The sequence below is a fragment of the Vibrio mytili genome, from assembly GCF_049563345.1.
GTDB classification, from domain to species: Bacteria; Pseudomonadota; Gammaproteobacteria; order Enterobacterales; family Vibrionaceae; genus Vibrio; species Vibrio mytili.
On sequence record NZ_CP110482.1, the window covers coordinates 752,159 to 764,956 of the forward strand.

7 protein-coding genes and 2 tRNA genes are annotated in these 12,798 nt (G+C 40.4%); 4 read left to right on the forward strand and 5 right to left on the reverse strand.

What is annotated here, in order from left to right; all coding sequences use genetic code 11:
• The first annotated feature begins 609 nt into the window (after positions 1 to 609).
• Positions 610 to 2,835 (forward strand): hypothetical protein, encoded by a 2,226-nt coding sequence (locus tag ONE56_RS17030; protein WP_423840541.1) that lies wholly within the window; start codon positions 610 to 612, stop codon positions 2,833 to 2,835.
• 109 nt (positions 2,836 to 2,944) lie between these two features.
• Here the strand turns inward: ONE56_RS17030 and ONE56_RS17035 are convergent, their stop codons facing one another.
• Together ONE56_RS17035 and ONE56_RS17040 are read right to left on the reverse strand one after the other, a co-directional pair.
• Positions 2,945 to 5,680: an Ig-like domain-containing protein gene (locus ONE56_RS17035; RefSeq protein ID WP_423840542.1), complete on the reverse strand. Its 2,736-nt coding sequence runs from the start codon at positions 5,678 to 5,680 to the stop codon at positions 2,945 to 2,947.
• Between the two features lie 823 nt (positions 5,681 to 6,503).
• Positions 6,504 to 7,292 carry a DsbA family protein gene (locus tag ONE56_RS17040; RefSeq protein ID WP_423840543.1) on the reverse strand — a complete coding sequence of 263 codons (789 nt, stop codon included), beginning with the start codon at positions 7,290 to 7,292 and terminating at the stop codon, positions 6,504 to 6,506.
• 522 nt (positions 7,293 to 7,814) lie between these two features.
• On the opposite strand from ONE56_RS17040, the gene ONE56_RS17045 reads away from it, so the two are divergent.
• The 3 genes from ONE56_RS17045 to ONE56_RS17055 all read left to right on the forward strand — a co-directional run bounded on the left by ONE56_RS17045 (position 7,815) and on the right by ONE56_RS17055 (position 11,078).
• Positions 7,815 to 9,185, forward strand: a complete 1,371-nt coding sequence (locus ONE56_RS17045) for a sensor domain-containing diguanylate cyclase (protein ID WP_423840544.1) — start codon at positions 7,815 to 7,817, stop codon at positions 9,183 to 9,185.
• A gap of 89 nt (positions 9,186 to 9,274) precedes the next feature.
• Positions 9,275 to 10,207, forward strand: a complete 933-nt coding sequence (locus tag ONE56_RS17050; RefSeq protein WP_423840545.1) for a CHAD domain-containing protein — start codon at positions 9,275 to 9,277, stop codon at positions 10,205 to 10,207.
• Positions 10,208 to 10,289: 82 nt separating this feature from the next.
• Positions 10,290 to 11,078 (forward strand): lipase family protein, encoded by a 789-nt coding sequence (locus ONE56_RS17055; protein ID WP_331439354.1) that lies wholly within the window; start codon positions 10,290 to 10,292, stop codon positions 11,076 to 11,078.
• A gap of 44 nt (positions 11,079 to 11,122) precedes the next feature.
• On the opposite strand, the gene ONE56_RS17060 is transcribed toward ONE56_RS17055, so the two are convergent.
• The 3 genes from ONE56_RS17060 to ONE56_RS17070 all read right to left on the reverse strand — a co-directional run bounded on the left by ONE56_RS17060 (position 11,123) and on the right by ONE56_RS17070 (position 12,725).
• A tRNA-Cys gene (locus ONE56_RS17060) sits at positions 11,123 to 11,196 on the reverse strand.
• A gap of 31 nt (positions 11,197 to 11,227) precedes the next feature.
• Positions 11,228 to 11,314 (reverse strand) — tRNA-Leu (locus ONE56_RS17065).
• 331 nt (positions 11,315 to 11,645) lie between these two features.
• Positions 11,646 to 12,725, reverse strand: a complete 1,080-nt coding sequence (locus ONE56_RS17070) for a hypothetical protein (RefSeq protein ID WP_423840546.1) — start codon at positions 12,723 to 12,725, stop codon at positions 11,646 to 11,648.
• Between the last annotated feature and the right edge of the window lie 73 nt (positions 12,726 to 12,798).

The window sequence follows — 12,798 nt, forward strand, 5'->3', positions numbered from 1 at the left end:
TGGTCATCGGATATAAGCAACCGCCATAACGAGTACTTATAGAGAGTTGGCTGATTCCCCCCATATTCTAATTTCCTATATTAGATGATAAAACACCCTTGGCCCTGAACTTAATTATCAGTTTTTGTATATCCTTTGGGGCTAAACGCAAGACTTTCACACATTCAACAATGCAGGCCTAACTAGTCCGACCTACACAAATTAAACACGTTTATAAACCTGTAAACCAACTGTACACCTGTCCACTTCAGTACACCTACTTTTTGTAATGCTTTAGCTCTACCCCAACCTCATGATCTTGCATGGTATTGTTGTTCTTTTATCAATAACAACCACAACACCTGGTTAACAAGGTGTTCACCCATTCGTAAGAATACACTTCAAAAAAATATACATATCATTATATTTCAACAACTTATCATCTGGTTTAATTCTTGCTTTGTAACTTGCAAACGACAGATGTTTCCAGATGTAACATGTACCACTCGGGAACAGTGTCTAAGGACGGGGGCACAAAAACTTGGGTGTCCAATGGTGCCGGATCCAGTGTTGGCATCATTGGGTATCCACAACCCCCTTTATCAACTTTCGAAAATAAAAAGAAGGTAGATGATGGAACATTTAATACATAGCCGACATAAAAGATTGCTCAGCGCCCTGCTCATAAGCGCCGCAACTCTTTATGGGCCAGCAGCATTGGCTCAAGATCCTGGCATACAAGACTCTTGTATGGAGGATCTATACGGTAAAAATTTAAACTGTACAGCAAACGATATTAATATTGCAGAAGCGAATAATATTGTGGTTACTGAAATCGATGGTCAACCTGTTGGCCCTGGTACAGATGTCTGTGTAGCCGGTAAGGAGGTTACTTTTGAAGCAGACTTTAACGTAGTATCTACTGCTAGTGATCGTTATGACATCGGGCTATATTTCCAGAACAATGGAGGCCCAGACGCACTTAATGGTAGTTGTAATATTTATACGTTAAGTGATGAATATTCTGTAAACGCGAATAACACCGATGGTGACTCTTGTTGGGATGTAGAACAAGCACAAGTCGTTGTTCACTCAGCAGAAATTACCACACTTTGTCAAGATACTGATGGCGATGGACAACTCAACCTGCCAAACTGTGTAAGCTGGCGTCAACCGGGTAAAAATGAAGTGTGTGGTTACCCAACCGATGCATTTCCAGGCGCTCCATCAAAATGTAATTGTGACGATGACTATAATATTCCAATCTTTATTCAACCAGAACCGCCAATTACAGAAAAATCTGTAACTCCTTTAACAGGTTCAGAGCCGTATCAAGAGTTCCTTTACACCATAACTATCACCCCTGCGCCTAGCACAGGTAGTTTTGTTAAAGTTACTTATATCGAAGATGAGGTATCATCAAGCACCAATATTGGTGATTCTCCAGAAACCTTCATATTGAATGGTGGACCAGGGGTTAATGACATCGGTGTTACTAAAGGTAAATTCACACTGTTGAGCAGTGGACAATTAAACGCTTGTGAAACTGTAGAGCTACCTTATGTAATCCCACCAGAATCCGTTGGTCTTGAATGTACGTATAAAATTCGGATTGATGACGAAGACTTACCAAATGTCCCTGATCCGGAACTATTTGAAAACTACGTTCGTTCAACCATTGTTGATGAATATGATGATCCAGTAGGTGATAATACCTGTGTAACACCTAGTACCGCTGGCACACCAAATCCAAACTGTAGTAATGAGGTCGTTGTAGAACTTCACAACGTACCACCAACTATTTCTGTTACAAAATCAGCTAATCCAACTACAGTAGTGGAAAGTATCACCGGTGAGCCTGTTGAATATACCGTTGTCATAACGAATACATCTTCAGTGGATGCCGTTACAATAACATCGATTACTGATGATCAATATGATATCACCACTGAGGCTGCAGCATGTCTGAATGAAGTCTTAGGTCTTGGTGAGACTTGTCAATTTAGTTATACAAGAAATGTCGTTGGTAACCTTGGTGATGCGCCATTTGTCAACAATGCAACCGCCGTGGCTTTTGACAATGAAAACGACTCCGACGACGATACCGGTCAAGCGAGTGTTTCTTTCAGTAACAGCCCAGGTGATATTGACTTAGTTAAAACTCCAAACGCATTAGATGAACCTCCATATTCAGTAACCGAGTCTGGTGCTGATGTAGACTTCACGTTTGAAATTACCAATACATCCCCTGTGGATAGTATCACTCTAACAGCGTTGGTTGACGACGAGCTAGGTGTGATATTTGATGAATTTGACTATCAAGGAGACTGTGCCTTCTACGGTGACTTCTTAGCACCTGGAGACAGCAGGTTCTGTACAGTCACTGTATTCCTATCTGGTGAACCTGATACACCTCATATGAATACGGCTATGGTAACAGGTAAAACAGATGATGCGACACCTGAAATACTCACAGATACAGATAATGGTAAAGTTGTATTTATCGATGAGCCAGCTGATGTCAACCTAGCAGTTGATCTTGAAATTACTGTGTTCTTGGATATTGCAAACGCGTCTAGCTATGAGCCAGTTAACTTGAACTCCGTCAAACTTGGTGGGGCAGTCGTTGCAACTGGATTAGCTACTGCAAACTATGAAATCATCGCAAACAACTGTTTCAATGATTCTATTGAACCTAGCGAAACATTATCATGTTCATTTACCGTGGATATCCTAACGTTTGCCGGATTGAGTGATCTCGGAACTGCACTACAAATTTCGGTAACAGACGGAGATGGAGGTGTAGCAGCCGAACCAATTGTTACGGTCAAAGCACAGTTAGCAGAGAGTCTTTAAATTGGAGGTAATACGATAAGGATATGAAATTACTTCATATATAACGAGAAGGTGCAATGGTTTAACCATTGCACCTTTTTATTGTTAACAGGATAAGAGCTTACGAAGATTATTTCCTACCTTTTCCCTTATTACTTCCTGTTCCAGAAGAACTCGTCATACCAATATTCACTGACGCAGACGCAGTTAGATCACCATCACTGATGGTATAACCAAAACTGTCACTACCTTTGAAGTTTTTCGCTGGTGTATAAATTAACTGACCATCACCTGAAATTTGAACCTTACCCTTAGCACCTTGTGTTACAGAGATAATCGTTAAGGTATCCCCTTCAGGATCCCTGTCATTCGCCAGTACATTGAACACAACTGGGTCTTTCGCTGCCAGAGTAACAGTATCATCCGAAGCTATAGGCGCACTGTTTGGTTCAACCAGAGCGGCAATCACAACGCTCTCCACCTCACTAGCACTCAAGCTTGAATCTAGCGTATGTTGCACAGAAAACGTTACATTGTAACTGCCATCTGATGCATCTGAACTCGCTATTGTGTCTAGCGTTACCGATTGACTTTCACCTGGCGCCAAAGTGACTGTTCCATTGTCTCCGTTCCAACCATTAGGAACGCTTAGCTCTATATTGAAAACAGCAGAATCACAATTCACACTGTCCTGATTGGTTACTGTCGCTGTGTAACTGATTGTACTACCCGGCTCAAGTTCACCACTTTGGTTTGGTACCACGGTCAACAGCGGAGTACCAATTTCACAGGCTTCGACTGGCGTTTCGACTACATAGTTCGACGTTGTACTCGTGTTGTAACTGCTATCAGCATTATTTAATACATTGAACGTAATTGTATAAGTTCCATCCGTAGCTAATTCATCCGAAGTGACATTAAGCGTTACCGTATCGCTTGCACCAGGCGCTAAATCTATAGTGGCTGCCGTTGTAGTCCAACCTGCTGGCGCTTCCGCTTCAATTGAGAAATTAGAAGATGAACAGCTATCGCTATCGTTATTGGTCACAGATACCGTGTAACTCTGTAGGCTACCAGGAACCATAGCGGTACTCTGGTTAGAAGTCACAGATATAGCTGGCTCACTCTGAGTACATGCCGGCTCTGCGAAACTAACATGAACGCTTGCACCTGTGCTATCGGCCCACTCGGTAGTGATTGTGATGCCTGCATCGGCGTCGGTATAGCTAGAGCCTACAGATAATGCTGAGTCATTCCAATCTGTAATTTGGCTTGCAGGCGTTAAGTCGATAAGTTGGCTACTGCTCATGTCAGACTCTGTACCTAATCGCATTGTTACACCGGATGTAAGTGCTGGGTAACTGCCAAGATAACTATCAAAGCCTGTAGGCTGACGGTACTCAAGATAATACCAAAGCTTTTGACCACTCGTCGCGTCAACGCCACGTTGGATTTTAATCGCTTTAGCTTCACCTGCTGGCGTAACTTCATAAGGCTCAAGTACATAGCTGCCATCTGTCGTTGCTTCAACAATTTTGCCTGCAACTGATGATGAGTCTATAGAGAACCAACCTAAGCTGTCTTTATTAAAGGCATTGAAATGGCCAGTAAACCCAGGTGTTCCCATAATTTCTAGACTGTCACCATATTCAATCGTATAGCAATCTCCATCAATGACATCCGCACCACATTCAAGCTTTTTTGCGTGATGTAACCCTAAGTTATGCCCTAATTCGTGCGCAACCGTTCTTAACGTCAAAGAACCATTTACCCAAGTTCTGGAAGGTGAGCCTCCAACCGTTCCTTTACCTGTCCATCCACAATCGGAAATTTGAGGGAATACAAACACTAAACGACTGTAACTATCTATATCCAAGTTGTTAGAAGCCGCAATTTCTTTAGTGGCTGTATAGATTTGAGTGGTATCACAGACAGAATTAATAGGTAATGTGTAATAGCCTTGCACATCACCAGCAAACCAAGTCTGGTCGTTAGAGTTCTCTCTGTAAAAATCATTAACAGAGCCAAAGACTAAGTCGGTCACTTCTTCAACCGTCCAAGGTTCTTGTACATCATTTTGGAAATTTACAAGCATGACCAAAGTAGACTGTTCGCCAAGCGTGTTAGGTAATGTTAATGAAGTGGAGCTTGCCGTTGTGGTCGAAACACTGCTTCCATCTGCCATTATAGTGAGACTTTGCTGAGAATCTTCAAGCACTAATGACTCAAAACCCTTACCTATCTCTTCAAACTTCCATCCTTTGGCACGCACTTTCATACCAGATTGCAGTGAGTTTAGTTTTGCAAGGTTTGAGATATGCAGCTCTACACTTCCATCGGCTGTTTTAAGCACATGATGTAAACGACTCTTGCTGTGATCTTCATAGTCTTCATAAAAGACTTCCAGTTCACCTTCGAGCACTTGCTTTTGTTCTAGTAAAGCCTGAACCTCAGTTGGAATACCTTGGCGATCTTGCTCTGAAATAACCAAGCTCGCTACAGAAGCAGGATCAGATTGTACAAGTTCAGACAGTAAAACCTGACGCTCTTCCGCTAAATTGAATAACTCAACCAGATGATTCGCTTTATTTTTTTTACTAGCACTTCGATAGTTGGACATCGCTTTGAGCAAGGCATTGGTGCTATTCTTCGCATTCTGGCGCTTAGATGACACCTCACCTGATATCGCCTGTGCTGTACTGGGATTTTCGCTCAATTCGTGTTGAGTGCTGCGCATCAGCAGTGTTTTAGCCTGAGATAACGCTGCCGCACTGAACAAAACTGATGAAGTTCCGATCAAAGCCAAGGTCGTAATTTTTAAAGCGTTATTGGTTAATTTATTAGAGTTAAGAGAGATATTAAACATATGTAATATTCTATATTCCATTTACTTTCAAATTAAATACTGTGTTAGATAACAAACACGTAGATAATTCCAGTGCTAAATTTTAACACCAGATTATTAATCGTATTGATATTCGACGCTTTAAAACAACATGGAGTTATTTCTCACGACAAAATAGAATTAGTGTTATGGCAATATAAAAACACTAATTAAATATATAAATTTTCAGTGACTTTAAAAATCAGTTTTTAAATGAAAAAACGGCCAAAGGATATATAAGTCAAGAATTACACATCAACCATTTAAGTTTATAAAACCATTTTCATACAATCAGGCCAATATCCTCCGTTGATAACTTAGCTTAAGTACGAACATATTTTTGAAAGAAAGATACTAGCAAATAGATAGATTAATTTTCAATCAAATTTATAAATAAAAATAAAATATATGAATAAGTGTATTGAAATCATGAATGTATGATGCAAGTGTGTCTAATATTCAAACACCTTTAATTATATGAAATTATAATAATATAATTGACTATATTTTGATTAAAACAAAAATTAAAACCATAAATATCATTAAGTTGTCATAATGGTGACCGTTTAATTACCCGGACATTACATTTCTCATACAACCATCATAAATAAACAAATCATTAACCAAAAAAGATCAATACCATTACAAATTGAGCGTAGGTATAGCGTAGGTATAAAGTAAACAAATATCGGATTTTTCTTTAAGTTTATAAACATCAAATCCAACAAAATATTTAAGAAATAAATCTTCGGAAAATAAAAAAGCAACCGGTAAGATTGCTTTTTGGGAAGGGTTATTCAGACGACTATTTAGCTTCTTTACCTTTTTCTAAATCATTAAGTATCGATTCAAAAACGGGATAGCGTTGAGCACCCACTACGATTTGGGGTTCAATAAGTTCACCGTTTTCGACTCGACCAATAAGAAAGCTTGGTGTACCTCTCACGCCGAGCGATTTACCCAATGCTAAATCCCCTTCAACTTTATCGGCGACCGATTGATCTTTTAGACAGTCAGCAAAGGCTTGCATGTCTAAAGATAAATCTGTGGCGGCTTTTTGATAAAGCTCATCTCCCAATTGTTTTGGGTTGCTGAATAGTACATCACGCATTGGCCAGTAGGAGTCTTGTTTTAAACTGCATGTTGCTGCGATTGCAGCCGGCATTGCTTGAGGGTGAAAGTTAAGTGGGAAGTCTCGCGCGACATACTGCACTTTCCCTGTATCAATATAGTTTTCCTTAATCTGTTTAAAGGCGTTATCCGTAAAACGTTTACAATACGGACATTGAAAATCAGAAAACTCAATGATCGCGATTGTGGCGTCTTTACTGCCTAGTACTGGAAGCGTACCATCTTCAGTAAAGTTGGGCTGATTGGGTAACACCCTGGGCTCTTTCTTCGGTGGTTTGAACGCCAACTCCTTCATATCTTCAAGTTGAGTTTGAATCTTGCCCATATCGTCAGAAAGTTTACTCACCTCCTGCTTCAATGCTGCTACTTCAGATTTCAACTGATCATTATCTTCTGACTGGCAACCTGACAAAATTTGCAATAAAACTAACGGAGCTACGATCTTAATTGTGCGTGCTAACATGTTTGTCCCCCACTATTTGCCTCTCGCTAAGAGGTGGGATGGATATTATGTATCTCGTGGAACATAAGCCACTGTGGGCATTTATACCTATAAAAATTAATCGATTAAACAGTAAGTTAAAACACCGAGTTTACTTTGGCTGACCAAAGAAACGAATAGCTTCACCGAACAGACCACAACTCATGTCGTTCATTCTTCCACATTAAAATAAAGTATTGTAATGAACTTGTTACAAGTCAATTTATCAGACTTGAATACGAGCGACTATTTTATCGTTTGTCAGTTTATTGGACTTCCAACACAAGTTTTTATCATCGTAGATCTAACCTTTATTCCGACAAATTTGCCTTGATTACACATGATTTAAACAACTTATCCCTTCAAACATCAATTATGCAACCAATTGATTTATGGTGTTTAAAAAATCAACCATAACTGTATATTTATTAGGATATGAACATCATATTGTGCTAATGTTCACCCTATATCTAACTTTTGCCCTTCTTACGCAACTCGACACTCATGACAAAACCAGCAACAAGGACATACTTACCAAATAAATCATTGATACAAATGATAATGTGGCTGCTTTTCGTTATGGTTGTTACCGTTTTCTGCTGCCTGGCGTACTTTCTGAGTTCACTGGATAGCCTCGCCGCTGATCAACTTTCGCATCGAGTGTTTTTAGCAAAAGACTTAGAAACTCGTTCGAGTAAGGACCTACTTGAAGAATATACCTTTTGGGATGAGGCCTACGAACATGTCGTTACGAAAACTGATAAGGAATGGATAAAAGGTAACTCAGGCGATTACTTACTAAGCAAGAGGGATTTTGATTTTAGTGTTGCCGTTGTCAATGGCGATCAAAAAGCCTATTTAGTGACACACCCAGACGCCAAAAACTTACAATATGAAGACCTTAAGGCCCCCCTTTTAGAATTAATACAAGCGTCAGAACACTTGACCACAGTCACCAAACTTGCCCATGGTATATTTAAGATCAATGGCGATATTTATTATATTGTTGGTGGTCCGTTTGTCGATGAAGTGTCAGAACTTCCTCATGAAGGCACTTATTTAGCACTAGGGAAAAAATTTGACCCTGAGTACCTAGTTCAATTAGCGAGTGACTACCAGTTATACGATCTAAGACTGTCAGATACATCTCAAGGACTCGAATACTTCATGGCCTTACATACAGCGTCAGGAGAAACGGTAGGATTTCTGTCTTGGCAACCTGAGGTTCCAAGTAAAGCGATTATTCCTACCATTACGCTGATCATCATTATTTTTTCAGTAATCATCGCGAGCATCATTACTTATATTTTGAAAAAACAACAACTCAGTCGTGATGAGTACGAAAGCCGGTTATTTCAAGAGGCAACTACAGATTCTCTAACTAAAGTAAAAAATAGACGCTACGTGATGATGATGGGCAACTCGGAATATAACACGTTCAGTCAATTAGAAAGCCAACTTCTCTCCATATTAGTTATAGATATTGATCACTTTAAAGCAATTAATGATAAATACGGTCATAAGGTTGGTGATAAAGCCTTGGTACACTTTACGGAACTGTGTCTTGCAGGGCTGCGTAAAACCGATATTTTAGGCCGAATCGGTGGCGAGGAGTTCGCGATCATTCTACCTAATACTGATGAAAAAAAAGCTCAGGATATCGCTAACCGTATACGAATCTTGGTTTCAGAAACACCATTTTACTCTGACGGTATCATTATCAATCTAACTATTAGTGTAGGCGTATCGGTACTCCACACCCAAGAGAGCTTTGAGACCTTGTTAGAGGAAGCCGACAAAGCCTTGTATGAGGCCAAGCGAAGTGGCAGAAATAAAGTAATGCTTTATAATCAATCTAACCACAATGATGTTTAAGGGACGACATTCGCAAGCTCAACATCCTACAGTAATAGCTCGTTGAAGCCATTGTAAGATCCCTCTCTACTCTGTTTGCGAGGTGCTCAGTGCTTGATAAATCTACGTCTCACCTTTCGCTATACCGTGACTCTGATTTACATCAGGTCTTTACTCAGTTTCTTATTGCTCAATTTGAGTTTGCAACATCATTAGAAGCCGGGCTGATTATCGGTAATGATCCCGAATACACCCATCAGTATCGAGTCACAATAAGGCGCACCCGATCTTTGTGTCTGTTACTTCACGATCTCATACCAAAGTCAGAACTATCTCTGATCAAACCAAAGCTAAGAGTCTTAATGAAGAAGACAAATCGCTTGAGAGATTTAGATGTATTCATTATTGATAAAGCAAAATATTTCAACTTATTACCTGCAGAGCATTCGTCGCTTGAAGAACTCTTCGCAATTATTGAAATGCATCAGATTGCCCAACAAAACATTGTCTCGACATGGTTGTTATCTAATGAATATACTCAAACCAAGACGTTAGTAAAAAACAGCCTTAAGCGTGCAGCACTGTATGAGCCCAAATTTGAGCCTATAATACCCACTCGGTTTGCGAATACCCAAATATTAGCACAGTTAAAAAAAGTCAAAAAAGCAAGTCGTAATATATCAGAACAAAGCCAAGATAATGTTATTCACTCATTGCGAATAAAATGTAAAGCACTGCGTTATCTACTCGAATGCTTTTCGACACTCTATTCATCACCACAACATAGAGAAAACATAAAACAGATCAAGCACCTGCAGGATAAACTCGGTGATTTCAACGACACATCCAACCAAATTACATTTTTTAATACAATGAGAAAAAAAGAAGTAAAGAATAAAAAGGGCCAAAAGGCACTCAAGCAACTCATTAAAATAATAAAACAACAACATGAATTGTCTCGTTATTCAGTTTGCTCTCATTTACGCCAAATAAATGATGGCCTGTTGACCAACCAATCAGCGCTAGAAACTTATTATCAGTAACGGCAAGTGTCTAAGCAAACTTTCATTTATTCGTCATACTTTGTTTCTAAAGTGTTGTGTGGACAACAGTAAGTAGAATAACGTGAAACCATTAAAACGATACCAGTATGAGCGCTACGCTGTGCTGTGTAACCTCGCCTACCCTAGGGTCTTTAAGCAAACTCGTTACGGATTTGATCCTAATGGCCAGCGAGTGATAAAAAATAAACACGGCAAAATCATGATACGAGTCCTATGGAGTGAAAAGCATGAAGAAGCTGTTGTTGTGATTAAAGGTTCTCATAGCCTTACTGATTGGCTATCAAACTTTGCAATGTGGACGAGAAGCTGCCGTCAGTTGGGTCTTAACTATCGTATCCATGCAGGGTTTTACCATCTCCTTTTCCAAGAGAGCCAACCAAGCCGAAATGAAGACCGCTTGGGTCAGACCGTGCTAGAGCGTTTAGAAACCACCGTCGTACCACTAATATTACAGGGAAAGCGCATTACCGTTACCGGGCATTCATCAGGCGGTGCTATTGGTAGTGTATTTGCGGATTATATAGAAAAGAAACATCCCAAAAGCATTAAGCGCATTGTAACATTTGGGCAACCCGCCATTGGTGACTGGTCATTTAAAAGGAACTACGGCTTGGCTCACAAAACCTATCGGATATGTTGTGACATCGATATTGTCACATTTATGCCACCAGTACCGTTTCTTTATTGGCATGTGGGTAAAATGCTGTGGCTATACAACGGTCGAATTTACGAAAACACTCCCACGTTTATCCGTTTAGGTCGCTCTCTACTAAGCTGGCTTATCCGCCCCTTTTCTTATCATTTGATGAGCAAGTACATAAGAGATAAAGACTTTTTTGATGAAAGATAGCGCAGAAACAAAAAAACCAGCCGATTGGGCTGGTTTTAAGATAATGGAGGCGCCTCCCGGAGTCGAACCGAGGTCCACGGATTTGCAATCCGCTGCATAGCCACTCTGCCAAGGCGCCTTAATTTTTAGTTCTCTAAAGAGAAAATAGATGGTGCCCCGGGCCGGACTTGAACCGGCACAGCGCGAACGCCGAGGGATTTTAAATCCCTTGTGTCTACCAATTCCACCACCAGGGCACGCAATACTTTGCGATGCCGTTTAGTACGATAAACACCATCTTTGATATCGCTTGCTGCGTTATCATTTAATTCTATTCATGGGGCGAAACGTTCATCCCCGTGTTCTTACTGGACTTCTCCGTGAGAACGAGGCGTACTTTACCGCATAGAAAAATATCGTCAATAAAAAATTTCAATTTTATCAATCAGATGACCAAAAACGCGCCACAACGTATATATGAGCAGCAATCTGCCTATTCTGCGACCATGAAAAAGTAGAAATAAAGCACTGCTTCATGAGGACATAAGATACTATCTATGGCCCAAAAATGACCAACACAGCCCGAAATTATATATTGAACCCAAAACCAATATTCACATTCAGGTGCTCTGCATCTTGGTAGTCTATCGAGTCACTTGCTACACCTAATGTTAGGCCGTACCACTGAGCTTTTAACCCAATCGCATCCGATTGAATGTTATATGTCACTTGAGTAAATAACTGATTGCTCCAACGTGCAAACCACTCCGCGTCAACTAGCCATAAGTCATCGACATATAAGCTTTTTAAGCCAAACGCATTTTGATGAGCGATGTAAGACACGCGACTATGATATTTCGTAGGCAAGTGTTGTGTATAATCCGTGTCGTCTTCTCGCCCTGTTACCGTAGGCCGAATAGAAACAAATCCATCTTCATCCGTTTCTGCGGTGGCGGTATCCGCTGTTGCGCGTGTACGGGGCACTCCTCGCCATTTGATGGCATTAAGTACGTCTTGCGCCCATAGGCTTACAAACCATTTATCCGTTGGCATCCAGTTCAAACCAACGTCAGAGCTATATCCGAAATGGCTTTTCTGATCTCCGCTCAATTCTCTATCAAGTAACACATCTTCACTGTAGACATAATTCAAGTTGAGCAACCCATCATAATTCTGTCCTTGAAGATGCTGCACGTGACCATTCAGTCGGCCACTCATCACTTCCCGGGCTTCTAGATAGCTGACTGATACGTATGAACTGAATGATTCACTCCAATCGTGACTCCAACCCAACTTCAACCCATTACTGACAAGATGCTCAACATTAAGGTCAATGTCATACGCTTTCCCAGCTTGCATGTCTTGTCCATTCACTGACTCTCCATAGAGTAACATTGCGTCGGGACTGTAGTTTAAGTACCACTCGTAGCGGCTAAACAAAGACACTGAAAACTCTCCCATTCTGACACCAATTTCCGCCTGATTTAGGGTATATGCGTGTTCAGAGGTTGAGTAATGCCCAGGGTGGCCTTTAATTAGGGGGTAAATTTCGTTGTTTTCCGCGTAACCGGAGACATGAATATCGGTAAATATTTGCGTACTGTCATTAGGTAGTGACAGAGGAATAAAGCTTAATAATGGTGTGATTAAAGCAGTGCTAACAGTCATAATCGAATAGGCTCAAATAGAAATAAGAAAGAGCTCAGGATAGAGCTCTTTCATTAAAGGTCGGAATTTCAGT

Coding starts and splice junctions, on each gene's coding strand:
- ONE56_RS17035 (WP_423840542.1), bottom strand. CDS start 5,680: ATGTTTAATATCTCTCTTAACTCTAATAAATTAACCAATAACGCTTTA.
- ONE56_RS17040 (WP_423840543.1), bottom strand. CDS start 7,292: ATGTTAGCACGCACAATTAAGATCGTAGCTCCGTTAGTTTTATTGCAA.
- ONE56_RS17070 (WP_423840546.1), bottom strand. CDS start 12,725: ATGACTGTTAGCACTGCTTTAATCACACCATTATTAAGCTTTATTCCT.
- ONE56_RS17030 (WP_423840541.1), top strand. CDS start 610: ATGATGGAACATTTAATACATAGCCGACATAAAAGATTGCTCAGCGCC.
- ONE56_RS17045 (WP_423840544.1), top strand. CDS start 7,815: ATGACAAAACCAGCAACAAGGACATACTTACCAAATAAATCATTGATA.